We start from the raw sequence: 24,877 nt of genomic DNA on the forward strand, positions 1-24,877 counted from the left end.
TAGCCTATGATATTATTTGTGTAGAACATCCACCATTGGTAGAAATTGTGTCAAAAAAAATTGTCTTTTTTATACAAACGGTTAATTCCAGAATTGAGGATGGTATCTGGGAAGTGATAGGGAATGTACCTATTCCCGAAAATATCATTTTTCCAAAATATAAAGAGCGAACTAAAGATGGTTTTAGGATAGTGAACCATCAAGGAAGTATTCTTAAGGAAGTTGTAACTGATACAGAGGTTGAAAATCTGAAGGCACTTGTGTCAAGGTCACCTGTAAGTTTAGAGAAGGCAATAAAAGCTAAGTATGTGACTGGTGAATGGGATTCATTTTACAATGATTTGATTTATCTAGGGAAATAATTTTCTGAAATTACTGAACTACCCTGAAAATCTCACCGGTTGGGCTCGCGGCACCATAGTTCAACGACCTTCCTCGCCAGCCGTATTAACATTATAGCCAAACTCAACAAATTTTCATTTGTCCGTGGTGCCCCGTTAGGGGCATGGATGGCTAACGGAAAAAGATATCACCATGATAACAGGCTGCCAGCATTACTGGCAGCCTGTCAGGTAACGGGCAGTTTAGGGTGGTGGAACGGATATTTATTATCGCTCCCTATTTGTGGTACGGATCACTTTACTGTTTACGGTGAACCGTATCACAAGTAACGGCAAGTTTTTGGAAGAGATTTCATGAATAAAGGGGTTTTGCCATTAGATAACGAAAATTAGCAGAGATCTGCTCTTGTGCAATGGGTGTATAAAGGAGGGGTTATCATGACGGACACGGCTATTAATCGTTCCATCGATGCGATCTGGAGGAGCGAATCGGCCAAGATCATTGCAGCTCTCACTCGGATCATGCGAGATGTCGGACTAGCTGAAGATCTTGCACAAGATTCGCTCCTCATCGCCCTCGAGCGCTGGCCTCAATCAGGCATACCCGATAACCCGGGTGCATGGCTGATGGCAACCGCAAAACGTCGGGCCATCGATCTGCTGCGCAGAAATAAATTGAGGGATCGCAAATATGAAGAGCTTGGCTACGAGTTGAACGCGCATGACGAACCGGATTTTGATTTTGGACTTGATGATTACTTTGGAGATGATCTCCTCCGCCTTATATTCATGACCTGCCATCCAATTTTGTCGGCGGAGGCGCGTACGGCACTCACGCTGCGACTGCTCGGAGGACTAACGACCAAGGAAATCGCAAAAGCGTACCTCATTCCGGAGCCAACGGTCGCACAACGAATTACGCGGGCCAAGCTTGCGCTTTCGGAGATGCGCGTTCCATTCGAAGTCCCTCCGAAGGCCGAGCTCACGACTCGACTGTCCTCAGTTCTTGAGGTGATCTATCTCATGTTTAACGAGGGATACTCCGCGTCTTCCGGCAATAGATGGTTGCGGCCCTTACTTTGCGAAGAAGCCCTGCGGCTAGGCCGCATATTGGCGGAAATCGCACAAAACGAACCCGAGGTCTATGGGCTTGTTGCTCTTATGGAATTCCAAGCTGCGAGGTTTAAAGCGCGGGTCGACTCAACCGGAGAGCCCGTTCTGCTGATGGATCAAAACCGGGCGCTCTGGGATGATTTCCTGATCAAAAGCGGATTGGCTGCGCTTGATCGTGCCGAGCGACTTGGCGGCGAACTTGGCCCTTATTCACTTCAGGCGGCTATTGCTGCGTGTCATGCCCAGGCCCGAACCGCTTTGGAGACGGATTGGGTTCGGATATCCGAGCTTTATTATGAACTCTCCCAAATGGCGTCATCTCCTATCATAGAGTTGAATCGTGCGGTAGCCTTATCGATGGCGCATGGACCGGAGATTGGACTCCAGATCGTCGATGGGTTGCTGTCGGAGCCATCCCTGAAAAACTATCATTTGTTACCGAGTGTCCGTGGTGATTTTCTTATAAAATTGGGGCGACTCGAAGAAGCTCAATTGGAGTTCATAAGCGCCGCAGCGCTTGCGGGCAACACCCGTGAGCGAGAACTGCTATTGAAACGTGCTGCTAAATGCGCTAAAAGTAAAATTTTGAAAAGCAAACCTGCGGAAGATCGATCTATGTAAAGATAAAGAAGCCTTCGATTATTTTTTTAAAATATTTTTAAGGGTATGTCGATTTTTTTGTATACCGTTCGTCGATTAAATAGAGGCAAGAATGAATGCTTCAAACTAACGTTAGAGGAGAAATGAAAATGAAATTTCTGTGTTTGGGTTACTTGGAGTCAGAGAAAATGGATGCCCGTCCAAAGGATGAGATTGATGCTATAATGAACGAATGTCCGCCACACCTGGAAAATTTCTACAAGAGCGGCCAAGTGATTATCGATGCTGGTCTCGCTTCCGAAACGAAATGTTTGCGGCGGGCGAATGGGAAAGTGAAGGTTATGGACGGTCCTTTTATCGAAACGAAGGAGATGATCGGCAGTGCTTTTCTCATAGAAGCACGGGACATGGAGGAAGCGATCCGGATTGCTTCCTTACATCCGACCGTACAAGTGGCTTCGGGCGAGCAATTTGGATGGGGGATTGAGATCCGTCCGATCAACTACTTCGAATCAAGAGATTAGAATCAACTGTTTTACGGAAAGGATCGTTCAATATATGAAAGTAAGGGCCATCCCGCAAGGGGTGGCCTTAAAAACTTTGCCGTTACCGTCAGTGCGGAGATCCGTACCATAGATGACAGGTGAGGTCATTACGCTAACGCAGAACGATAGTTAAACATCGAAGGGCTGCCTTGATGCAGCCCTTCACTATGCTAACGGGCAGTTTAGCGACAATATAGAAACATCTAATTTATTGTGCTTATCCAGTTGAATGGAGGGTCTGCCATGGGCATTAGGAATTATCTGATTGAAGGCGTTTCCGGCGCCGGCAAAACAACGGTCTGCAACGAATTGCAGCGGCGCGGCTACCATGCCATTCATGGTGACCGTGAATTGGCTTATCAAGGCGACCCGGAAACTGGTATCCCGACGGATGGCTTTAAACCCGAACACCACATTTGGCATGTAGATAAAGTAAAAGCTTTGGTCGCCAATCAAGATGAGGCGGCAACATTTTTCTGCGGTGGTTCGCGGAATTTTCCCAAATTCATTGATTTCTTCGACAGCGTGTTTGTCCTTGAGGTCGACCTGGAAACCTGTCTCCGGCGGATTGATGAGCGAGTGGCACTGGACCCAACTGACTGGGGTGGCAGACCAGAGGAACGGGAAATCATTCGGCGCTTGCATCAAACGAAAGAAGGCGTTCCCCAAAACGGGATTATAATCGACGCCACCGCACCGATCGCGCACGTCGTTGACGAAATCCTCCATCAAATCGAAGCAAATGAACGCCAATGACAGTAACTTACGGCGCTCAAGGACAGCGCTAACGGGGAAATTTGTTTAATTGTGCAATCATGAACACTTTATTGCGTATGTATAAATAATACAATTTGTAGAGTTGATGGAAGTGTCGAAACACATCATAAGTGTGGGGTAAATAACAGATGGGGGTGCGTTAGTTGGATGAAGAAACCAGATTTAAAGTATATAAGGATTGGGCAGAGCGATTTGATTGTGATATTTCATCAATGACTATTCCGAACGTCATAGTTCGTGAACACTCCAAGACTTTGAAAGGATATAATGGTATTTATTGCTTTTCTAATGGAACGACAAGCATTATATCGTCTCCCACTAAGTATACCTCATATATAAAAAGGGCCATCAGTGGTAGACATCCATTGGAAACATTTGATGCGAATTTTCTTGTAAAGTCAATTGATATAGGTAAATACAAGATTATTGGTCCTGCATTTCAGGGATATATTGATAGGGCTTCTTTTCTTGAAGCATCTTCCCTTGAAGTTGTAGAACTTGTAACTTCAAATCAACTATCTCTACTTAATGATTTACGTAAATCCTGCTCTGAAACAGAGTGGGAGCATAGCTCCATAGAAATCAATAGACAACCAATACTAGCAAGGATATCTGATGAAAGAATTGTAGCAGCAGGTTCTTGGAGAGTAGAGGAATCTGGTTTTCTTAGCGTAGGTATTTTAAGTCACCCAGATTATCGAGGTAAAGGACACGCCAAAGCAGTTGTAAGTGCATTAACTAGGAAAGGGTTAGAAGATGGTTTCACGATGCATTATCAAACTTTAATGTCCAATAGTTCGTCAGTAGCTATTGCTAAATCGCTCGGATTTGAAAAATTAGCTTGTACTTTGGCTATAAGGATTCTTGAGTAATTCTTGGATTGGTTTTAGTCGGTAATTAATTTAAGTGGTTAGTTATTCTAGTACTAATGGATAACGATAGCGAAGGAGCTTGCCTCGCGGGCAGCTCTTTTTTTGTTCATTCAATTAACGGGCAGAAGAACGGAGTAACGTTACGTACGAAAATTTGCTATAATGTGTAAAACATGATGGGAGTGAGATCAATTAAACCAACAATAGAAAGCCTAAACCATTGGATCACTGAATTACCAGCAAAAATTTATGCTATGTCCGAATTTGATCTTTCTGATCGGACACAGCCTAACAAATGGTCAAAAAAAGAAATTCTCGGACACTTGTCCGACTCCGCACTCAACAATCTGCAACGATTCGTTCGTGCTCAGTATGAAGATCAACCTTATGTGGTTATTAAGTACGCCCAAAATCAGTGGGTAGAACTTATGAATTATCAGAACCTTCCCATTGATCACATCGTAAACTTATGGTTGAGTTTAAATAAGCAGATAGCTGAGGTTATTGCAAAAATTCCTGAAGATAAGCTACAGAGTTCATGTGAGATAGGCGAAGAGCAGACTGTCACATTAGAATGGATTATTAAAGACTACATGGAACATTTGGAGCACCATCTAAAGCAAATATTTCCCACTCTTTAGAATTTTTCACGATATTAGATGGGACTCAACAAACGAGGAACGAGAGTCAAGTAATTGTAACGAAATTGAAATCTTATTTTCATGTGGCATTAATGATTTAAGCCTATAATAAAAGTCGACCCCCTTTTAAAATATAAACTTAGACCCTCAGCCCGTTGCTGAGGGTTTCTTTTTGCTATTAAACTAATGGGCAGAAGAGTTGAATTGTATAACTTCACGATATAACATCATAATTAACAAAACTCTTATTAAAAGTGAGGAATGTATATGGAGAATTATAGATTGTTTTCAAATTGGTTAAATCAGATTTTAGAGCAAGACATCCCTATAGGAATTAAAGCATTCAATTTTAACTTATATGAAGGTTCAGATGATACATACGATATACAATTAATTGGTTCAGATGAATTCGATGAGAATGACTCAGATTGGGCTTGTACCGACTATTTTAATTCGGAAGAAGATATTTGCTACATAAAAAGAACAGAAGATATTCAACATTGGGAACAAGGTTTAAATCACATAACGATGTTAGTAGAACGTTATCTTAAAGAAGGAGAGTATGCAAATATCCTCAAAAGTGCATCTGCAATTGGAATTGGATTTGTAGATGGGGATATTGATATTATATTTCGTGCTTAATTAACAGGTGTCGTCGCTAAACTAACGGAGAACGTTAGTTCAAACAAACCAGGGAGCAGATCGCCGCGGCAGCTGCTCCTTTTGTCAGGCAACAAAGCGTGCATATCCTTTTCTAAGTTACTCTAACATCGTTTTCTTTGTTGTTGTAAGTCCTTATCAGACAGACTGATTTACCTATAATAAAAAACCTCGGGTCGTATAATCTTATACGACCCAAGGTTTCATGTCCCCAAAAAACTACAAGGGTGATTCGTTGTGAATTAATTAACTCCTTTAGGTGCCGTTGGATTTTTCTCAGCAGAAACGATTTCCCCGGTTTTGGAGTTTACAAATGCCATGTAAATATCGCTCTTCATGCCGATATCTTTACCTGCCTTTACATTCCGCTTCGCTTCGATGAGTTCGTTGTCGGAAAGTTTATCCAAATCTGAATTTACAAAGGTTACAAAATAGAATGTTCCTTCCATGTCTACTCGGGTGCTCAAATTCTGGGAAACTTTCAAGCCATTTAATGAAACCTTAAATTTTTCTTCAATCGCTTTCTTCGCAATCTCAACCGCTTCCTCTTTGTTCACCGGCGCATCTTCGATTTGTGCAATTTCGGGCTGCTGATGTTTACCGATGACCTCCACCTTTTGAACATTGTCATTTGAAGAAGCATATGTCGTCATAATGCCGTTTCCTGCAACCAGAACGGTTGCTACTCCTAAAGTCAGTGCTGCTGTGACAATCTTTTTTCTCATCTTTCATTACCTCCAATATTTTTGATGTTTCGTAGCTATGTTTCGTAGCTACAAACCAAGTATAATGGGGCCGCGTTATGAACTAATCTTCAAGTTGTAATGGAGTTGTAAAATAAACAGAGACCCTTGTATATTCATTTTCTTTTGAATCGATTTGTATGTTTGCATGATGGAGCTGGGCAATCTGATTGCAGATGGATAAGCCAAGCCCAATCCCACCCAGTTCTTTTGAACGGGATCGGTCTACTACATAAAACGCTTCTGTAATTTTCTCAATGTCCTTCTCAGGTATGCCTCTTCCATAATCCAACACTTCAAGCACAACGCCTTCGTCGTAATGGTAACTTCTCATTTGGATCTCCCCCCCGAACGAGGAAGCTTTTATGCTGTTTTCTACTAAATTAATGAACAAGGATTGTAATAGTTCTTGATCTCCATAGACTTCGTCGGCCGAGCACTCAATTCTTATCGTCATTTGCTTCGCCTCTAGATGATGCCGCTCCATGTTTACCACATATGAAAACAGATTCTCGATTTGAACAGGCTCTAAGGCAACCTCTTCACTCTTCAAATATAACAATTGCATCATTTTTCCTGAGAGGACGTCCAGCCGCGCAATATGCTCATAGATGTAATGGACCGCCATTCTCCTTTCTTCCTCATTATAATTGGCATGATTCAAAAACTCGCTGTATCCCTTGATAGCCGTAATGGGTGTTTTAAGTTCATGAGTGAGGTTGTTGATGAATATTTCTTTGTCTTCACTCGCCTTTTTGATCGTTTCAATATGATTGGAAACAGCATCAACCATCCTGTTAAAATCTTGTGCTAATTCCCCAAATTCGTCGTTCCCTCTCACTATCACTCTTCGATCATACGCCCCTGCAGCAATCGCCCTTACACCCTTGTTTAACCTGCGAATGGGTGCGGTTAATTGAAATAATAGAAAAATAAGCGCTGCCGATAAAATCAAAGAAATCACTACACTCAATGTAATGAAATACTGCCGTAAAGTAGCATAATATTCCTGTAAATAATCAGAATTTCTTGAGATAACGAGTCTTAAATCCTGGAATTCCATTTTCCCGCCGATAAACAGCCATAGCTCATCATTCATCTTTCTGTATACGGATTGGTATGGATCCCCATGCAGTTCTGCCCGATCCCCTACAAATTGATAGGCATTGGAAAAGATCAATTGATCCGCTTGGTAAACCTCTAAAAGGATATCCTCTTTATAATAATTTGCTGCGAAACTAGCAATTACTGTTTCATAGTTGGTAATGCCAGTACGTTCAGTATATACGCGAAGGATATAGCTTAATGATTTTTCGATGCTCCCGTATACGCTCACGCCTCTTGAGATATCCAACTGTTCGTTTAGTTGGTAACTCTTTTTTAAAAGTCCATAGGCTCCAAGGTCGAAGGCGATCAGAAATACAATCAACACACACAGATACGTTTTCTGCCAGAACTTCACCTCTACACCTCTAGCCTGTAACCGTATTTATAAACCGTTTTGATCCGGGTCTCCCAATTTAGTTTCTTTCTCAGCTTCTGAATATGCACGTCAACGGTTCTTGTATCTCCATAAAAATCGAAACCCCATGTTTGCTCAATAATTTTCTCACGGGATAGCGCGATATTTTTATTTTGTACGAGAAGATCCAATAATTGGAATTCCTTATTGGTTATTTCGATTTCTTGTCCATGAACAGTCACCATATGCTTTTCCAAATCTACTATGGTGTCATCCAGCCTAAATTCGTTTGCGGCCTTTTGGTTTCTTCTTAAAATGACATGTATACGAGCGATAAGTTCCACTGCTTCAAAAGGCTTGACTATATAATCTTCCGCTCCGATCTCCAAGCCATACACTTTATCAGAAACCGTATTTCTTGCAGTTAAGAAGATAACCGGTACGTTGCGTTTCACAATATCCTGCACGATTTCAAAGCCGTCTCTGCCAGGCAGCATCACGTCCAGGATGACTAAATCGATACGCATCTCATTTAATGTTTTCAAAATTTGATCTCCACTATACAATTGGACATACTCATGCCCGACCATCTTTAAATTTACGGCAATCAAATCGTTAATTGCCTTCTCATCATCTATAATCAGTATTTTCGCCATAAGAATACACCTCGGTATCATGATACCAATTCTGTAATAGAAAGTTATCATAGAGTTGTAAAATTCTTTATCCTACAGTCTTACCCCACTGAATTTCATCCATTCAAAGGAATTTAAATTAATGACGAAAATGAGATTTTATTGGGGCAACTGCAACTAGATGGGAGTTATATTTGGATTACCCCTGTTTTTTATCCACCTATTATCTTAGAATTGACATGGGGACTAAAGAGAAGAGGAATACACTATTTGGAATATTTTAATTATCGACTTATTAAACTAACGATATGATTTTTCAATAAAAGAGAAGTTCTATGCAAAGAAACCACTCCATTGGGGAGTGGCTTTGTCTTTATATACTGATGTATATTTTGTTGTCAAACTGCACTTTGTGTTTAGATACACTGAGCCTCCGACTGATCATTATGAAGTTGGTGGTAATGTAGCAGCTTTCTTCTAAAAAATAGTGAGGCTGGTGCAACCAATCAAAAAGGATTAATCTCCCATAAGTGCTACCCATAATGGGTGCGACAGTCTATGATGCACCGTGATGGTTGGAGTCAGACTAACGGTTGGGCTCTAATGGCACCATAGCTTATAGACCTTCTTCTCCCAGCCATAGTAGAAGTATTGACAGATTTTATCCATTTTCATCCTCTGTGGTGCAGCGCTGATTTTGCGCTGCATGTATGGCTAACGGGCAGTTTAACGCAATAATTCAAAAGTATATAACGTATCTTTCAAAGAACGCGGTAAAAGAAATAACACGAAGTCGTGCTCACGAATGATCAAGGAGAGTAGAGATGATCAAACATTTATCAAACATTTAGTCTCAGAAGATGAATGGATGGAAGCATTTCCCGTTATGATAGAGTTGCGAAAGGATTTAGTCTTGCAAGATATCATTGAAATGCTAAAACAAATGACGAATGAAGGTTAAAACTTGATAGCCATTTATGAGAACGATAATATTGCTGAGAAATCGGAGACCCCGGCGGGGAGCACGGCATGGCGGAAAAGGAAGCATAAAGGAACTAGGGAGATCCAGCGCGATCTTCATAGAAAAAAATGGAGTACGCTGACTAAAAGGACTATCCATAGGGAAGCGGATGTCGTGGTGGAAGTCGGACTTGCTGGTAGTACTCGGAACGTGGGAAAGCCACGTACAGGGGGTTTTTGTCAAACACATTTACTATTGGTATCAATTTAAAAGAGGTTGACATAATAAAATAAATACTATATATAGATAGTATCAATCGGCGATTAATATTATCCGCAATTAGGAGGTAATTAAATTGGAACAACGAATTGATTATTACAATGTAGCACCAGAAGCACTTAAAATAATGATGGAAATGGAGAAGTATACGAAAACTACAGGTATAGACCGTAAACTTCGTGAACTTATAAAAATTCGGGCTTCTCAAATAAATGGTTGTGCATATTGTATTAATGTGCATACATCCGATGCTAGAAAAATGGGAGAAACGGAACAACGTTTATATTGTATTAGTGCCTGGAGAGAGTGCACATTTTATACAGATGCAGAAAAAGTAGCTCTTGAGTTGACAGAGTACGTGACTTTAGTCCCGACAAAACGTGTGCCAGATGAGCTTTATCAACGGGTACGTGAACATTATGATGAGAGACAATATGTTGACCTTGTTCTAATAATCAATCAAATCAACAGTTGGAATAGAATTTCTATTGCAATGGGGAATACAGCAACAGAAAAATAATTACTCTCAAATGTGTAACAATATATAAAATGTTTTTTGTCTGGTGACAAGAACATTATCTCATTAAATACCGCGTAAATCGCGGTTTTTTCGTTTTATGGGATAAAATTGTTGTCATGGCCACCAACGTGATTGCGATACTGCATTAACTCTGCTGCCTTACAATTTATACCGAAAAATGAACTTGAACAAAAAGGATATGGCGCTTATGTCGAGTTGTTTAATCAACAGTAACTGCGGAATCTTTTGCAGTTACATGGTTAAAATATAAAAAAACCTAAATAAAGGGAGATTGAAAAAATGAGAAAAGAATTCGTTTTCCACCTTTATAATGTTGAACATGATAATTTTATTAACCTGCTTGCTAAATGTCCAGAGGACAAACGTTTGGTTATCCCTCAAGGTTTTAACACCAGCCTTTACTGGCATTTAGGGCATGTACTTCGGATTACTGAGTTCCATGTGTTTGATCTTGGTGCACAACCAACGAGCCTTCCGCAAAAGTACCATGAAATTTTCTTTTATGGAACTAAAGCTACGGAATGGAAAGAAGAGCAACTGGCGCAGTTGCCTGCATGGGATGAGATGATCGCTATGTTGAAAGAACAACGCGAACATCTTTACAATACGTTCAAAGACAGACTGGAAGAGCCTGTACCAGAGAACTTCAAAAAAGCCGAAAATTTTGGAGAGCTGATGCTCACGACTGCGGCGCATTTATCAAATCATAATGGCGTTGTCGCCGCAATGCTGCAATTGCTGCAACAAAAGTAATAAGTAAAACAAAAGTAGAAAAGCCACATGAGGAGATTGGAATGAAACAACGATCATGGGCCAGCGGCGATTCTCCGAACAGATTAGCGTTACAGGAGGCGACAGAGACAGGATGTATAGTGACATTAAAAATGGGATCATTTATTTCCAAGATATATCAAGGGCTTTTCGACATTAAGGAAGTAGTTTATTGTCACGTTTCAATGACACTAAACTATTCCTTTTTTCCGTTATTTACAATAATATCACTCTATAACTGCAGCTGAGATTTTTTGCTCGGTAGAGATAAAATGACATTAAAATGGCCCCTTTGTGAAGATTTACATCCATTCCCAAATACGACCAAGACAAAGTACCAATGACGTAGAGAACGGTACCGTGCTTTGATTCTGTATAATATCCGCTTGAAGAGAGACAATAACTTGAGATATTGAAATTTGGAAAAGAGTGGTTAGAAATGAATTCAGTCCCTCGTTTATGGAAGGAACTTAGTGAATCCTCGGATTTCGTTTGCTACGAACATCAAACGAACACTGCGCCTTTTTTCATCGGCTACTTTAAATCTCTCGCGGAGCCAGAACTCTTGCATCAGCATATCCTGAGCTGCCTGAGCAACGATTCAGACATATCTTTCGACGATTTATATCATTCGATACCGGTTGCGGAAAAAGAAATCTCCTTCGTTTGGGACCTTATTCAAAACAAAATTTTGCGGGGAAATGTCGCAATTCAATATGGCCATCAAAGCCATCATTGTATTTTGGTTAATGCCGCTGCATTCAAGGGTCGCAACGTAACGATACCCGAAATCGAATTCACCGTGGAAGGATCAAAAGAAGCCTTTGTTGAATCATTGGACATCAATCTTAACTTGATTCGCAAGCGAGTTCCCATTCCTGAGTTACGTATAAAAGAGCTCACTGTAGGGAGTATATCCAAATCAAGAGTTGCGATTGTTTACATAAAGGGAGTAACGAACGAACAATATTTAAACACTCTCATTCAACGCATAGAGGATGTGCAATTCGATCAAGTTACAGATAGCACTTTGCTTCAACAAATGATCGAAGATAATTCCAACTCCATCTTTCCACAGACGATTGGGACCGAAAGGCCTGATTACGTTGCTTGGGCTGTATCATCGGGGCAAATATGCGTTTTAATGGACGGGTCCCCGACTGCAGTTTTTGCGCCGGTCAACCTGTGGTTATTTTTCATTACATATGAAGATTATTATTTGCCATGGATCATCGGCACAATATTGCGGCTGATTCGCATGTTTTCCGTGCTGTTTTCCGTCTTTGCCACACCATTATATGTTGCTGTTATAACATATCACGGTCAGGGCATTTCCAATGTTTTTTTGCCCACGATCGTTTCTTCGAGGATCAATGTACCATTTCCTCCTGTCGTGGAAGTGCTCATTATGGAGCTTGTCATTGAATTGTTACGGGAAGCGGGCGCCAGATTACCTACGAAAATTGGACAAACCATTGGCATTGTTGGAGGTATTGTGCTCGGTACGGCCGCCGTTGAAGCTGCGCTAACAAGCAATTTTTTATTGATCATTGTGGCGTTATCGGCGTTGGCTTCTTTCACAACACCCATTTTTCGAATGAGCGCTACCATACGAATTCTTCGTTTTCCTTTTATCTTCGCAGCTCAATTATGGGGTTTACTGGGTATTGTCATCTGTACCCTTGCCATGGTTTCGCATCTGTTACGATTAACGTCTCTCGGGATGCCTTACCTGGTTCCATTTTATCCTTTTCGCACCTCCGACTTATATGATACTGTAATTCGTCCACCATATTCTAAATTTCATCATCGATTTAGCTTTTTTAGATCGCCAAAACCCGTAAGATTCGACAAGAAAAACGCAAACAAAAAAAGAGACATAGACGAATGAATCAGCATTGGGAGTGATACAAAGATGAAATCAACGGAACATCCGCGATTTACCATATCGCCTTATCTCGTTTTCGTGTTGATTCATTCGATGCAGTTCGGACCCGAGTATCTCTCCATGTCGAACAAGCCGATTCAATTGGCTGGTCAAGATGCTTGGATCTCTGTCATCCTTTGCGGTATCACTTTCCACATCATCATTTGGATGATTTATCAAATTCTGGGCCAAAATGAGACGGATCTTGTCCATATTCATCAACAAATATTCGGAAAGTGGGGGGGGGGAGGTTTTAACTTCATCTTTATCGCTTATTTCCTACTCATTGCAAGTTTTGAAATTCGAGAATTTATAGAAATTGTACAAGTATGGCTATTTCCTGATCTTGAAACATGGCCGTTGGCTGTGGCTCTGCTCCTGCTTGTTTATTACATCGTTGCAGGAGGTTTTCGAGTTATCGTGGGCATTTGTATGGTTAGCATGGTGCGCCATTTTACAATATTAGCCTTGTTTTTTCCTGCAGCTTTTTTTCATATTAACAATTTATCGCCGATTTTAGATCATTCGCTGAACGATATCATCAAGGCAGGTAAGGAGATGACATTTCCCTTTTTAGGAGTGGAGATGCTCTTTTTTTGTTACACCTTCATTAAGACACCAAAAAAATCGCAAAAATGGGCACATTGGGCGAATTTTTTGACAACAGTATCTTATCTTCTCATTACTCTCTTTTCATTATTAATGTTCAAATCCGAACAATTATCAAATGAGATATGGCCGCAATTAAGCAAATATAAATTTATTCATTTCCCTTTTATTGAGCGATTTGAATATATCGGCGCCACTGCACAGATATTATGGGTAATTCCTATCGTATGCTTCTGTCTTTGGGCTTCAAGTCGAATGTTTAAAATCATGTTCACGGTGAAACAATTGACAGCCCTTCCGATATTACTAATTCTGGTCTTTACCGCCGTATGTCTGATTCCAGGTCGTAGTCGTGTTGAAGCTGTGCAATCAGTGTTATCCGATTTCGGATTTTACATTATATATGCGTACATCCCAGTTATGTATATCATCAACATTGTCAGAATGAAAGTGAGAAGAGCAGTATGAATCGTTTATTTTTCTTACTATTGCTCACCTGTTTTCTGTTAACGGGATGCGTAAAGCAACAAATTTTGGACAAAATTACGCTTCCTTTTGTTTGTGCCCTCGATGAAGCACCAAACGATCAAATCGAATTTACGATAGCAGCGCCTAAGTTCCAACCTTCTAAATCTGGTTCCGTTTCAAATATGTTACTCTCCAAGGTTGGCCATACCAGTAGGAACATTACAGAATTAATGGACATGCAATTAAACCGGCCCATTAATACAGGAAAACTTTCGGTGGTTTTATATGGAAAAGAGCTGGCGGCAAAAGGCTTGGCAGACGAAATGGATGTGGCTTTGCGTGACGCTCAAACTTCTCGAAGGATATATCTTGCTGTTGTCGATGGAAAAGCAAAGGAGATCTTGCAAGCAAATTTCAGTTCAAAAGAGGAAAAAGGAATGTTTTTATTTAATTTGCTCGATACGAACGTACGGACCGGGCTTGTTCCTAGGCAAAGTCTACACGATTTCGAGTACGCTTATGAGGGCAAAGGAATGGATCCGTTTTTGCCGCTCCTTACATTGCAAAACGATCAAGTTCTGATATCCGGTTTAGCTTTATTTAAGGATGACAAATATGTAATGTCACTGAACGAAAAGCAGATGCGAGTTATGAAACTTCTTCTGGGAGATGCGAAGTACGGTACTCTTGAAGAAAAGTTGGAAAATGGATCTTACATTGCAGTGAAAAATGTCGGTTCGAAAGTGAATTATCAAGTCGGGAAAGATTCGAAAAGTCCAAAAGTGACGATAAATCTTATCTTAAACGTTGATATTATTGATTCGAAGGGGATTCACTTTCCAAAACAAGAACAGCAAAGAATAATAGATCGTTTCGAACAGGATCTGACCACGACTGGAATGGATCTCATCCAATTATTTAAAAACGAAGATATCGACCCGCTCGGATTAGGGGATTTCGTTAGAAGTAAAACGCGAAATTGGAACGAAGAGGAATGGAAACAAGAATATCGAACGTTGAATGTTAGATTGAATGTTAAGGTGAATCTTACGGAAATGGGAATCAGGAAATAAAGGGCTATTGCACATAGGCGCGCTTAGACCATGAAAAGACGAACTTAAAACCCTAAAAAAACGGGAATGAAGGTCGTCTTTTTATTTGTCTCTCTTAGGCTGTCCCGTTAAACCACAAGTTCTTCAGTGGCTCGGCGAAAAAGGCTGTCTTTTTCAGATGGATGTCACTTTGGATTAAAAATTGTTGAGATTTGTGTCACACATGGACACCGTCAATTGTCTTATCAATGATCATTTTTACATCGTATGGGTCATTTCATTTTGTCAATAATAAGCTAAAATAGGCTTGATTTAACCAACTAACGAAGGGGGGATGTTATGCAAAGTTATACCATTGAACCATCATCGAATAACATTGAAGAATTGTATAGGACCTACAAAACTCATTTATTTGCAATTGCTTACCGCATGCTTGGTTCTAGATCGGATGCAGAGGATATGGTTCAAGATTTGTTTATTAGCATGCATGGATTTTTAAACGACAACATTCAAAATTTTAAATCATACTTAAGTAAAATGATGATCAATCGTTGTTTGAACGAGTTAAAATCAGCACGAAAAAAAAGAATAAGCTACGTTGGCAATTGGCTTCCAGAACCAACCGTGCAACTGATTGAGCATAGTCCATTAGATAGTGTTGAGCGTCAGGATACAATGTCTTACGCATTTCTTATTCTTATGGATAAACTGACACCCTTGGAGCGAGCGGTGTTTATTTTAAGAGAAGTGTTCGAATATGAATATAGTGAAATTGGAGAAATGTTCAACAAAACAGAAGTCAATTGCCGCAAGATTTACAGCCGTGTCAAGAAAAAAGTAGACGCATCCAATGAAAAAGATGAAATCCTTTCATCGCATCTACACGAGGAAAAGGAAAGGGTAAGCCGTTTCATTGCTGCTCTTTCGAACGGTAACATTCAATCCCTGGTGAACATGTTAACTGAGGATGTCATTTTCATTGCTGATGGCGGGGGAAAAGTGTCTGCCGCGATTAATTCAATTTACAATAAGAAACGTGTGCTCACCATATTGAACGCTCTTTCATCAAGTCGATTTCCTGCATCTAAAGCGCAGCTAGTCGAGGTCAATCATCAGCCTGGTATATTGATAACCAAAGAGGGGATTACAACTGGGGTCATTTGTTTTGATTGGGATATCGAGACGATGGCCATTCAACGGGTTTACCTGATTGTAAATCCGGATAAATTGCAGCATTTAAACTGAGATTGAGTTTAAACAACTGTCCAGTTTACCTAGTTTGTGTTGTTGAGTCTCTTGGTTACTTTTGCCTAGACATGCATGTTAAGTAAGCAAAAATTCATGGTGACAGCGAACTGCGTCGCTATTACATTTCAACTTGGCGGGGATCAACACTATTTGTCCTCGCCAATTGTCTTATGCAGCAATCACCAGAGCTTTTCAAAAAAATGATGAAATTCAGCAACGCGGAGAAAGAAAGCGCCATCTAAGAGAAGATCCTTGATCTCGTTCAGATGCCATTGCCCAGAACATGAACGAAAAAGATTGCCAACCACCTGGCCATAGAGGCCGAGTAGCAGGCAATCTTTATTTGTTTACTTAGAACGGTCATTATAGGCTGAATTTATTGACCTAATATAGGGTTTCTCAACAATGCGTTTATGAAGATTTTGGAAATTAAGACACTGAACTATGTCACATATTCATATCACCACTTGCCTTATTATTATCAAACATATTTGATCAGAAAAGAAAGGGATGAAGACACCTTGAGCAATTGTCCTGTTTGCCTAGTAGGTATTGTTGAGCCAATTGGTTACGTCGAATTAAAGGAGGGACCACTGGAATTCAAACTGGGCCAATTTCCACCGACTAAAAAAGAAACAATCACCATTGGGATGTGTAGTCGGAAATCATGTCAGCATGTAAATATGGGGGCAGTTCCGGAATCCCTTACTCCAGCCAAGAATTTATTGAAGGAGCTCATTCTATCGCTTGAAAAGAGAACACGGTAAAAGTAATAACACGATTTCATACTCACGATATGGCTAAAAACGACTGACCAATAAACTCTTCGAGTCGCTAGAGGAGCAGAAAAATCGAATGCTACAAATCCTGAAGCTCTAAAATTTCAATTACTTCAGATTTTTAAAAAATACATTGGAGGTATACAAAAATGACACTTTTAAAGCATGTGTGAAATCAGTATTGAATGAGTAAGTTTATTCTTTGAAATAATAAGAAGCAAAAAAAGAGATTAACAAAAATGGCAAAAGTATTATATATTACAGCTCATCCGCATGATCACGAGTAATCTTATAGTTTATCTGTTGGAAAAGAATTTATAGATGCATATCGGGAAGCTAACCCCAACGATGAAGTAATGTGGAATTTTTCTTTCCCACCAGTTATGAAAGCATACATTGATTCTATATGTGTTGCAGGAAAAATCTTTAAATATGTTCAGGATAAAGGTCCTGTTGGGTTACTTGGCGATAAAAAGGCTGTGCGGATAATTGTAATTCCGATGGACGATTGCTAATTTTTTGCGAGGTACACCCAAATTTGCATTGCGATTAATGCTTGGAATCGAATAAATGTAGCATTTAAAACTGCTATCGTTGTATTGGCATAGTTAGCACTTAAGCGCTTATTGCGATAAAAATTAAAAAAAAACGTTTTTATGTCACACATTGAAGTCGCCAATTGTCTTATTAGTGTCAAAAAAATTAGGAGGTACACAATTATGACGCAACGTGAAAATTATATGGAGCAATCTCCAGAGCTTTTCAATAAAATGGTGGAGTTCAGCTTGGCCGAGAATAAAAGCTCAATTGAAAAGAAGATCCTCGATCTTGTTCACATCAGGGCATCACAAATGAATGGATGCGGATTCTGCCTGGACATGCATATGAAGGAAGCCAAGATTCATGGTGAGCGTGAGCTTCGCCTATACCACATCTCGATCTGGCGGGAATCGACGCTGTTTGATCCGCGTGAACGCGCTGCGCTGGCATGGACCGAGATTCTGACCAAGCTGCCTGAGCATGGTGTGCCCGATGAGCTGTATGAACGCGTTCGTGGTCAGTTTACTGAGAAAGAAATTTCGGATCTGACTTTCTCCGTTATGGCGATTAATGCTTGGAATCGTATTAACGTAGCATTCAAAACGGAACCGGGCACAGCTGACGCCGCATATGGTTTGAACAAAGCCGGCTTGAGCTAATCAGTTACAGAAGCAAAGCATAGTTCACTCTTATAAGCACTTTAGAACCTATATAGAATATATGTTTAGACATTACTAGCTCTTTATGGGCTACAACAACTTGGAGGATTAAATATGAAAATTGTAGTAATTGGTGGCAGTGGGTTTATTGGAAAAAAACTTGTAAACAACCTTCGTCAGCTTGGCCATGAGGTAGTGGCAGCATCACCTTCCTTAGGTGTCAACACGATCACTGGTGAGGGGCTGTCAGAAGCACTTAGAGGCGCACAGATTGTCGTCGACGTGTCAAACGCGCCTTCGTGGGAGGATCAGGCTGTTATGGAATTCTTTGAGACGTCTACTCGTAATCTCCTTGCTGCTGAAGCAACCGCTGGAGTAAGTCATCATGTTGCGTTGTCGGTCGTTGGTACCGAACGCCTTCTCCAAAGTGGTTATTTCCGTGCGAAAATGGCTCAAGAAGAGCTAATCCAGAATTCCAAGAATCCTTATACGATCGTCCGCGCGACGCAGTTCTTCGAATTCGTCGGCGGCATCGCCGATGTGGCTACAGAAGGGGAAACTGTTCGTTTGCCTTCCGCCCTTATGCAGCCTATCGTTGGGGATGATGTTGCAGCCGCGTTGGTCGATTTCACACTTGGGGCGCCAGTGAATGGCATTGTCGATGTGGCCGGTCCAGATCAGATTCGTATGGACGAATTCGTTCGACAACACTTTAGCGTAACTCAAGACAAACGTCAGGTAGTCACAGACGCCAACGCGCTCTACTACGGATCCATAAAGGTGAATGATCAATCTCTCGTTCCAAATGGCGATAGACCCGTACGCATCACTACGACACATTTCCAAGATTGGCTCAGCCGCTCAGCATCTCAGGGGTAATTCTCCAAGAAAGAGTCACAAATTATTAATTTTATTTATGTAGAACATAGAAGCTTTCTAAGTTTGGCTTTACAATAATCCCGGGAAGTTTCGTGCATTATTGCAACTAAATAATCAAGGATACAGTATGTGAATGAAAGGAGAACCGGTTGTTTACGGGTCTCCTTTCTATTAGTTTAGTGTTTCGAAAGAAATGCGTAAGCCGGATATATTGTGTGCGATGCTAATTTCCGCAAGGCATCTCCGGGCTGGCATTAACCGATGATATGTACAAGTAGGCCGAATAATTCGGTGCCAAATGTCAACACGGTGTATTGGCGGAGGCGACTCTTCGATGGAGCCTTGAATTAACGGGAAAGCCCAAATGAATACGAATTGCGGTCTATTCCTTTCGTACCCATTGTAATGATCGATTTATTGCGCGGCATCATACGAAACGGGAAGTAAATCATCTTAGAGAGGGAGAGGTGAAAAATGAAAGGAAATTCATATTACTGGCGCAAACTGCACTCACTACTCGGGGTAATTCCTCTCGGAGGTTTTATTCTTGTGCACGTATCGATCAACTTTCAAGCGTTTGAACGCGGACCAGAAGGGTTCACTAACTACGTGCATTTCATCAACAGTCTGCCGCTTAAACCGTTGCTTGAGATTTTTGGGATATACCTACCGATTTTGTTTCACGGCATTTATGGACTATACATGGCCTATCAGTCCAATCTGAACTCCGGACAATACACGTACGGCCGTAACTGGGCGTTCACTCTGCAACGCATTACTGGGGTTCTTACGTTTATCTTCGTTTTCTGGCATTTTTTTAATACTCGTCTTCAAGTTTACTTGGGTAGTATTACGCATGAGGAGCTTGGTTCGACGATGCATCAAATTGCCATGAATCCGGTGCTCTTCATCATTTACGTCATCGGCGTATTGTCGGCAGTATTCCATTTCAGCAATGGCCTCTGGGCATTCCTAATCAGCTGGGGCATTACGATTTCACCACGCTCACAAAAAATTTCTTCTTATATTTGTATGGGTGTATTTGTACTTATTTCCTTGCTGTTCTTTCTTTCGCTCGTTGCTTTTACTGGCGATAATTCAAAATATGAGTAGGGAAGCAATCACCAGAACTTTTCAAAAAATAATGGAATTCAGCAGCTGGACAATGATGATATCGGGTGACAAGAACATTATCTCATTACCTACGGATTTTAGGAAAAGTGGAGACCTTAACGATTAAACTGACGGGCAGATTAGTTTAATAGCTTACTTCCTCTTGACCCTAACACTGAGGTCAAGGTTTATAATGAGATTATCTCGAGCAGAAATCTACTAGAAAGGAAGTATGATACGTTATGGATATTACTCCACAAGAAGAAAACATGATTAAGGCTCTTCGTGAGGCTGCATTACCCCCTTTATTTGTGCTCATACGAATTAGAAATGATATTTCAAATGACACTGTAAATGTTGAAGAGAGCCGGAGAGATGACGTCGTAAAAACATTAGAAAAATACATCGCCCCACTATGGGAAGACTATAATGAGGGGAAGAATTTACAAGCCAAAGAAAGACCTTAACGAATTAATCTTAACTATACAGAGGCTGCAAACCCACACCACTTAGATTGATATCATTACGCTCTAACGATGTACAAGAGCTTTGAATAAAATGGAAAGAATGGTGCTCGGCGTGAGTAAGAACCGATTTCGGGAATACGGATTTACTGTAGGGCATCTTCCTACAGGAAAGCACAACTGCATTACGGATGTAACAGGGGTTACGGTTGGTCATGTAACGTTAAATACAAATGATCAGGACATCTGCATCCGAACTGGGGTTACAGCGATATTACCCCATCAGGGAAACCTTTTTCGTCAAAAGGTGGTTGCTGCAACGCATGTGATTAACGGCTTCGGGAAGACGTCTGGACTCGTTCAAGTGAATGAGCTGGGCAGCATCGAATCCCCAATAATGCTTACTAATACATTCAGTGTTCCTGCGGTAACGGAAGGAACGATTCAATACATGATGGAGTTGGATGCCGGAATCGGAGATCGAGACGGTTCATTAAATGTAGTGTCTGGGGAGTGTAACGATAAATTTTTAAATGATATGAGAGGGCTTCATGTACGCCCTGAACATGCTATCGAAGCAATAGGTAAAGCTAAATTAGCCCAGCCTGTCGAGGAAGGCAGTGTTGGAGCGGGTACGGGGATGGTGTGCTTCGGTTGGAAGGGCGGGATCGGAACTTCTTCCAGAATGGTGGAAGTGGACGGTCAATCGTACCATTTCGGTGTATTAGTACTGACGAACTTCGGCGTAGGCGAGGATCTGATCCTTCTAGGTCATCCGGTCGGAAGAAGATTGAAAGAGAAAGCAGAAGCTAAAACACAAGAAAGAGGAAACAATGACGGCTCCATCATCATCGTAGTCGGCACAGACTTACCGATGGATGCCCGCCAGCTTCAGCGTGTAGCCAAGAGAGCTGGCTTTGGTTTAGGGAGGACAGGATCCATTGCTCATCACGGAAGCGGGGACATCGTGATAGCTTTCTGCAACGGCAATCTGATTCCACATACACCGGAAAGCAACTTCATCCAAATTAAGGTCGTTCGTGAGGATGGACCGACTATTTCTGAATGCTTCCGTGCGGTTGCCGAGGCTACTGAAGAAGCGATTTATAATTCTTTGTTCATGGCACAGACGATACTTGGAAGAAACGGGAAGGAAGTTCATGCTTTACCCGTTGAAGAAGTGGTGCAGATGATGAGATGTATGAAGTGATTGCATTTATTACAGATGGTGAATTGGAGAAATGTCATTCCGTTAACGAGGAACGATAGTGAAGGAGCAGCTCGCCGCAGCTCCTATTTTTGTTCATTCAAGTAACGGGCAGGTTTGCTGAACAATGAGTCGAATATTATGAATATTTACAGAAAACAACAAATTATTGTTAAGGTGGTGCAGTTTGAATATCCTGTGGGACTTCGATGGAACATTATTTGATACTTATCCAGCGTATACTGAGATATTTATGGATGTACTTAACCATAAATACTCAGCTGAGGAGGTGTCTCTCCAATTAAAAATTTCGTTTTCACATGCGATCAGCCACTTTAATCTGACAGAAAAACAAATTAAAGAAACTAACCGTAGAGGTGCTCTGCTAAAGCCAGAAAAATTGCTTCCATTCGATGGTGTAGAAAGGGTCCTACAAGCTGTTGAAAAAAATGTAATTATGACGCATAAACCAAGGACTGCCCTCCTCCCGATCCTACACCACTATGAATGGGATCATTATTTTGTTGACATTGTCTCATGTGATGACGGCTTTCCAAGAATACCAGATCCTACTGCTTATATACATCTAAATGAAAGAAATAGAGTTGACTTAATTATTGGAGATAGGGAGATTGATATACTGCCTGGTAAATCACTTGGTATTAAGACCTGTCTATTTCAGAATGATACTCCAGGAGCCGATTACTATCTGAGGCATTATAAAGATTTCTTCCATTTAATTCTTTAGTGGCATTCCATGAACAATAGCACGGAAAAACAACAACAGGATACTTTCCACTATGCATACGGATGGTAGTAATATTGAAAAAGCACAATTATTAATTAAGAGTGGGGCGAACCATTTGCAAGAAACGATAATTTTTGGCGAGAAGATTAGTCATCACAAATACCAAAGAAGATAAGGGTGTTATGCAGTAATTATTGATGCTATTAAACAACAAGTTGCTGTAATTCTAACAATTAGAGGAAGCTATTTTTTGCCTGGTGGTGGGATTGAAAAAGGCGAGACACCCGAAGAATGCCTAAGACGAGAAATGTTAGAGGAAACGGGCTATGAAGTCAAAATTACTTCTTTTATCGGCAAGGCACAGAGATATTTTATCTCTCCTCAAAACGAACCTTTATTAAGTGAGGGTACTTTCTTCACAGCAGAGTTAATTGAAAAGGTACAGGAACCCATTGAAGATGACCATGATTTAAAGTGGATAAACTTCGATGAAGTTAGGGAATTATTTTTTCATGAACATCAGTCATGGGCGGTAAAAAAAGTAATCCCTTTATTTAAGTAACGAGAAATGTTTGCTCAATAAACACACATGCAAAGGTTGCCGGCATAATCGGCAGTCTTTGCTCACCTAACTGGCAGGATAACGAAAATCAATTAAAGAATTAAGAAGATGAAATAATATTCAATGAGGTGTGTATATTGAGCAAAAAAGAGCTATGGCACCGACATTTAGGGGCATATGGGATATGTGTAAACGACGAAAAACTATTAGTCATCCAAAAGGGAGGCGGTCCGTACCTCGGACGATACGACCTACCTGGAGGTACGATTGAGGCTCATGAATCTTTAACAGAAGCTGTACTCAGAGAATGTCTTGAGGAAGCAGGAATCAATGTTCAGATAGATGAGAATGTTGGTGTTTGTGATTATTTAGTTCCATATGAGCTACCAAAAAGGGGCACTTCCCATATTCATCACGTTGCCGTATTTTATTCGGTCAAATATATAGGCGGTATGCTTACCATGACTACTGAAAAGTTTGAGGGACAAGATTCACTAGGTGCTTTATGGGTGCCGATTGAAGAAATGACTGCTGACAATTCTTCCCCTCTTGTTCTCCAGGCTGTTAAAGTGGATAAGAACAGGAAAATTATCCATTGAAGTCCAACGTATGGATAACTGGGTCGTATTAAAGTAGTCATTCATAAAGCTATCGGCGAACGATAGTTAAATAAGCTATCCAGGGATAAAGCTGCCGGCACGATCGGCAGCTTCATTACGTTAACGGGCAGGATTCCTAAATGATAAAGAGAATTTATTACATCAGATATATCTAGAAAGTATATAAAAGGGGCTGTACATTTGAGAAACGATATATTGGATATGGTTAACTCATTTCCGTTGAAAGAGGTTTCTATCGGTTACCGAACAGTAACTTTATTTTCATCTGACGAATTAGAAAAAGCACAAATTGGATATAGCATTGATAAAAACGGACAGTCCCTTACTGGTAATGCTGATGGAGATTGGCTCCAATCATGGCTTGTCATTGGTTATGAAGATGAAACAGGAGACCCCATTTTCATTGATATTGAGCATAACCAATTCCCTGTTTATACTGCTATGCACGGTGCAGGTGATTGGGAACCTCACAAAATCGCAGTATCCCTAAAAAGCTTTATTTTTGCGTTAGGTTATATAAAAGAACTTTCTGTTGGTCGGGAAAACCCCGTTGCATTGGAAAAAAAACCAATACCAACTGAAGAACAGGTACGGGTTTTAAAAATAATATCAGAGACTATTAAACATATTGAAATTGATTTCTGGGAGACCTGGTTAGAAAACGAATATTAGAGTAATTGAACTAACGGGAGAACTATAGTTCAATATCAGAAGGGCTGCCGCGTTGCAGCCCTTTGCTACGCTATTCCAGCTAATAGCTTGTCAATATTTAATTATTAATGGCGGATTCATGAAGTGGTATACTTAAAAAAGTGCATGGGAAAGAACCGTCCCATAAAGCACGGAAAGACATTCCATATATTTCTATTTCTTGCTGCTTACTCTAAACGGAACGCTTCCTTAGTAGTCAAGATGGCAAAAATCCAGTGGATGAGTTTATTCACACAAGCAATTATCGCTACTTTGAACAGCTTTCCTTCAGCACGCTTTTTATCATAATAAGCTCTTAGTTTTTTATTTCTATTACTACGAATACCACATCGTACAGCTTGATATAGGGC

General features: G+C 40.7%; 25 protein-coding genes and 3 pseudogenes. 24 read left to right on the plus strand and 4 right to left on the minus strand.

The window, feature by feature from the left end; translation table 11 throughout:
* From BLT91_RS32095 to BLT91_RS28510, 7 genes are all read left to right on the plus strand, one after another.
* On the plus strand, positions 1-362 hold a 362-nt coding region (locus tag BLT91_RS32095), incomplete at its 5' end, for a hypothetical protein (RefSeq protein ID WP_175532571.1).
* 417 nt (positions 363-779) lie between these two features.
* Positions 780-2,075 carry an RNA polymerase sigma factor gene (locus BLT91_RS28485; protein WP_090827459.1) on the plus strand — a complete coding sequence of 432 codons (1,296 nt, stop codon included), beginning with the start codon at positions 780-782 and terminating at the stop codon, positions 2,073-2,075.
* Between the two features lie 128 nt (positions 2,076-2,203).
* Positions 2,204-2,578, plus strand: coding sequence for a YciI family protein (locus BLT91_RS28490; RefSeq protein ID WP_090827461.1), 375 nt, complete (start codon positions 2,204-2,206; stop codon positions 2,576-2,578).
* Positions 2,579-2,842: 264 nt separating this feature from the next.
* Complete coding sequence (locus BLT91_RS28495) at positions 2,843-3,355, plus strand: AAA family ATPase (RefSeq protein WP_090827463.1); 513 nt, start codon at positions 2,843-2,845, stop codon at positions 3,353-3,355.
* 164 nt (positions 3,356-3,519) lie between these two features.
* A complete protein-coding gene (locus BLT91_RS28500; RefSeq protein ID WP_090827467.1) occupies positions 3,520-4,248 on the plus strand; it encodes a GNAT family N-acetyltransferase in 729 nt (242 codons plus the stop codon).
* Between the two features lie 191 nt (positions 4,249-4,439).
* Positions 4,440-4,889, plus strand: a complete 450-nt coding sequence (locus BLT91_RS28505) for a DinB family protein (RefSeq protein ID WP_090827507.1) — start codon at positions 4,440-4,442, stop codon at positions 4,887-4,889.
* A gap of 267 nt (positions 4,890-5,156) precedes the next feature.
* The gene (locus tag BLT91_RS28510; protein WP_090827469.1) at positions 5,157-5,531 is read left to right on the plus strand and encodes a hypothetical protein; all 375 of its coding nucleotides are present in this window, start codon (positions 5,157-5,159) and stop codon (positions 5,529-5,531) included.
* Between the two features lie 260 nt (positions 5,532-5,791).
* Here the strand turns inward: BLT91_RS28510 and BLT91_RS28515 are convergent, their stop codons facing one another.
* The 3 genes from BLT91_RS28515 to BLT91_RS28525 all read right to left on the minus strand — a co-directional run bounded on the left by BLT91_RS28515 (position 5,792) and on the right by BLT91_RS28525 (position 8,410).
* Positions 5,792-6,274: a hypothetical protein gene (locus BLT91_RS28515; protein ID WP_090827471.1), complete on the minus strand. Its 483-nt coding sequence runs from the start codon at positions 6,272-6,274 to the stop codon at positions 5,792-5,794.
* An 82-nt stretch (positions 6,275-6,356) separates the two neighbouring features.
* Entirely contained in the window at positions 6,357-7,724 is a 1,368-nt protein-coding gene (locus BLT91_RS28520) for a sensor histidine kinase (protein WP_217635294.1), read from the minus strand.
* 32 nt (positions 7,725-7,756) lie between these two features.
* Complete coding sequence (locus BLT91_RS28525; RefSeq protein ID WP_090827474.1) at positions 7,757-8,410, minus strand: response regulator transcription factor; 654 nt, start codon at positions 8,408-8,410, stop codon at positions 7,757-7,759.
* 1,295 nt (positions 8,411-9,705) lie between these two features.
* Between BLT91_RS28525 and BLT91_RS28535 the strand changes: the two genes are divergently transcribed.
* The 17 genes and pseudogenes from BLT91_RS28535 to BLT91_RS28620 all read left to right on the plus strand — a co-directional run bounded on the left by BLT91_RS28535 (position 9,706) and on the right by BLT91_RS28620 (position 24,488).
* On the plus strand, positions 9,706-10,149 hold the full coding sequence (locus tag BLT91_RS28535; RefSeq protein ID WP_090827478.1) for a carboxymuconolactone decarboxylase family protein: 444 nt from the start codon (positions 9,706-9,708) through the stop codon (positions 10,147-10,149).
* A 132-nt stretch (positions 10,150-10,281) separates the two neighbouring features.
* Positions 10,282-10,383 (plus strand): annotated as a pseudogene (locus tag BLT91_RS33270) (methionine sulfoxide reductase); the annotation flags it as partial.
* Positions 10,384-10,449: 66 nt separating this feature from the next.
* Positions 10,450-10,923 carry a DinB family protein gene (locus BLT91_RS28545; RefSeq protein WP_090827480.1) on the plus strand — a complete coding sequence of 158 codons (474 nt, stop codon included), beginning with the start codon at positions 10,450-10,452 and terminating at the stop codon, positions 10,921-10,923.
* 457 nt (positions 10,924-11,380) lie between these two features.
* The gene (locus BLT91_RS28550) at positions 11,381-12,832 is read left to right on the plus strand and encodes a spore germination protein (protein WP_090827482.1); all 1,452 of its coding nucleotides are present in this window, start codon (positions 11,381-11,383) and stop codon (positions 12,830-12,832) included.
* Between the two features lie 24 nt (positions 12,833-12,856).
* Positions 12,857-13,945: a GerAB/ArcD/ProY family transporter gene (locus BLT91_RS28555; RefSeq protein WP_090827484.1), complete on the plus strand. Its 1,089-nt coding sequence runs from the start codon at positions 12,857-12,859 to the stop codon at positions 13,943-13,945.
* A complete protein-coding gene (locus BLT91_RS28560; RefSeq protein ID WP_090827486.1) occupies positions 13,942-15,018 on the plus strand; it encodes a Ger(x)C family spore germination protein in 1,077 nt (358 codons plus the stop codon). The genes BLT91_RS28555 and BLT91_RS28560 overlap by 4 nt, the downstream gene beginning before the upstream one ends.
* A gap of 318 nt (positions 15,019-15,336) precedes the next feature.
* Complete coding sequence (locus tag BLT91_RS28565) at positions 15,337-16,242, plus strand: RNA polymerase sigma-70 factor (RefSeq protein WP_090827488.1); 906 nt, start codon at positions 15,337-15,339, stop codon at positions 16,240-16,242.
* A gap of 1,021 nt (positions 16,243-17,263) precedes the next feature.
* Positions 17,264-17,512, plus strand: a pseudogene (locus BLT91_RS28575) (NAD(P)H-dependent oxidoreductase); the annotation flags it as partial.
* A 231-nt stretch (positions 17,513-17,743) separates the two neighbouring features.
* Positions 17,744-18,223, plus strand: a complete 480-nt coding sequence (locus tag BLT91_RS28580) for a carboxymuconolactone decarboxylase family protein (RefSeq protein WP_090827492.1) — start codon at positions 17,744-17,746, stop codon at positions 18,221-18,223.
* A gap of 114 nt (positions 18,224-18,337) precedes the next feature.
* Positions 18,338-19,102 carry an SDR family oxidoreductase gene (locus BLT91_RS28585; protein ID WP_090827493.1) on the plus strand — a complete coding sequence of 255 codons (765 nt, stop codon included), beginning with the start codon at positions 18,338-18,340 and terminating at the stop codon, positions 19,100-19,102.
* Positions 19,103-19,576: 474 nt separating this feature from the next.
* Positions 19,577-20,215, plus strand: coding sequence for a succinate dehydrogenase cytochrome b558 subunit (locus BLT91_RS28590; protein ID WP_090827495.1), 639 nt, complete (start codon positions 19,577-19,579; stop codon positions 20,213-20,215).
* Positions 20,216-20,457: 242 nt separating this feature from the next.
* A complete protein-coding gene (locus BLT91_RS28595; protein WP_090827497.1) occupies positions 20,458-20,682 on the plus strand; it encodes a hypothetical protein in 225 nt (74 codons plus the stop codon).
* A 91-nt stretch (positions 20,683-20,773) separates the two neighbouring features.
* Positions 20,774-21,889, plus strand: coding sequence for a DmpA family aminopeptidase (locus BLT91_RS28600; protein WP_254777183.1), 1,116 nt, complete (start codon positions 20,774-20,776; stop codon positions 21,887-21,889).
* A 184-nt stretch (positions 21,890-22,073) separates the two neighbouring features.
* Positions 22,074-22,634 carry an HAD hydrolase-like protein gene (locus BLT91_RS28605; protein ID WP_090827499.1) on the plus strand — a complete coding sequence of 187 codons (561 nt, stop codon included), beginning with the start codon at positions 22,074-22,076 and terminating at the stop codon, positions 22,632-22,634.
* A 232-nt stretch (positions 22,635-22,866) separates the two neighbouring features.
* The gene (locus tag BLT91_RS28610) at positions 22,867-23,196 is read left to right on the plus strand and encodes an NUDIX domain-containing protein (protein WP_302847570.1); all 330 of its coding nucleotides are present in this window, start codon (positions 22,867-22,869) and stop codon (positions 23,194-23,196) included.
* Between the two features lie 137 nt (positions 23,197-23,333).
* Positions 23,334-23,795: an NUDIX hydrolase gene (locus BLT91_RS28615; RefSeq protein ID WP_175532574.1), complete on the plus strand. Its 462-nt coding sequence runs from the start codon at positions 23,334-23,336 to the stop codon at positions 23,793-23,795.
* Between the two features lie 201 nt (positions 23,796-23,996).
* The gene (locus BLT91_RS28620) at positions 23,997-24,488 is read left to right on the plus strand and encodes a hypothetical protein (RefSeq protein ID WP_090827505.1); all 492 of its coding nucleotides are present in this window, start codon (positions 23,997-23,999) and stop codon (positions 24,486-24,488) included.
* A gap of 206 nt (positions 24,489-24,694) precedes the next feature.
* Here the strand turns inward: BLT91_RS28620 and BLT91_RS28625 are convergent.
* Positions 24,695-24,877, minus strand: a pseudogene (locus BLT91_RS28625) (IS110 family transposase); the annotation flags it as partial.

The organism is Paenibacillus sp. yr247 (assembly GCF_900103825.1).
Taxonomy (GTDB): domain Bacteria; phylum Bacillota; class Bacilli; order Paenibacillales; family NBRC-103111; genus Paenibacillus_E.

Bases quoted from the DNA above. Each gene is read 5' to 3' on its own strand.
- BLT91_RS28490 (WP_090827461.1), top strand. From the start codon at position 2,204: ATGAAATTTCTGTGTTTGGGTTACTTGGAGTCAGAGAAAATGGATGCC.
- BLT91_RS28485 (WP_090827459.1), top strand. From the start codon at position 780: ATGACGGACACGGCTATTAATCGTTCCATCGATGCGATCTGGAGGAGC.
- BLT91_RS28595 (WP_090827497.1), top strand. From the start codon at position 20,458: ATGGATATTACTCCACAAGAAGAAAACATGATTAAGGCTCTTCGTGAG.
- BLT91_RS28525 (WP_090827474.1), bottom strand. From the start codon at position 8,410: ATGGCGAAAATACTGATTATAGATGATGAGAAGGCAATTAACGATTTG.
- BLT91_RS28545 (WP_090827480.1), top strand. From the start codon at position 10,450: ATGAGAAAAGAATTCGTTTTCCACCTTTATAATGTTGAACATGATAAT.
- BLT91_RS28565 (WP_090827488.1), top strand. From the start codon at position 15,337: ATGCAAAGTTATACCATTGAACCATCATCGAATAACATTGAAGAATTG.
- BLT91_RS28585 (WP_090827493.1), top strand. From the start codon at position 18,338: ATGAAAATTGTAGTAATTGGTGGCAGTGGGTTTATTGGAAAAAAACTT.
- BLT91_RS28515 (WP_090827471.1), bottom strand. From the start codon at position 6,274: ATGAGAAAAAAGATTGTCACAGCAGCACTGACTTTAGGAGTAGCAACC.
- BLT91_RS28580 (WP_090827492.1), top strand. From the start codon at position 17,744: ATGACGCAACGTGAAAATTATATGGAGCAATCTCCAGAGCTTTTCAAT.
- BLT91_RS28555 (WP_090827484.1), top strand. From the start codon at position 12,857: ATGAAATCAACGGAACATCCGCGATTTACCATATCGCCTTATCTCGTT.
- BLT91_RS28510 (WP_090827469.1), top strand. From the start codon at position 5,157: ATGGAGAATTATAGATTGTTTTCAAATTGGTTAAATCAGATTTTAGAG.
- BLT91_RS28560 (WP_090827486.1), top strand. From the start codon at position 13,942: ATGAATCGTTTATTTTTCTTACTATTGCTCACCTGTTTTCTGTTAACG.
- BLT91_RS28590 (WP_090827495.1), top strand. From the start codon at position 19,577: ATGAAAGGAAATTCATATTACTGGCGCAAACTGCACTCACTACTCGGG.
- BLT91_RS28600 (WP_254777183.1), top strand. From the start codon at position 20,774: ATGGAAAGAATGGTGCTCGGCGTGAGTAAGAACCGATTTCGGGAATAC.
- BLT91_RS28550 (WP_090827482.1), top strand. From the start codon at position 11,381: ATGAATTCAGTCCCTCGTTTATGGAAGGAACTTAGTGAATCCTCGGAT.
- BLT91_RS28495 (WP_090827463.1), top strand. From the start codon at position 2,843: ATGGGCATTAGGAATTATCTGATTGAAGGCGTTTCCGGCGCCGGCAAA.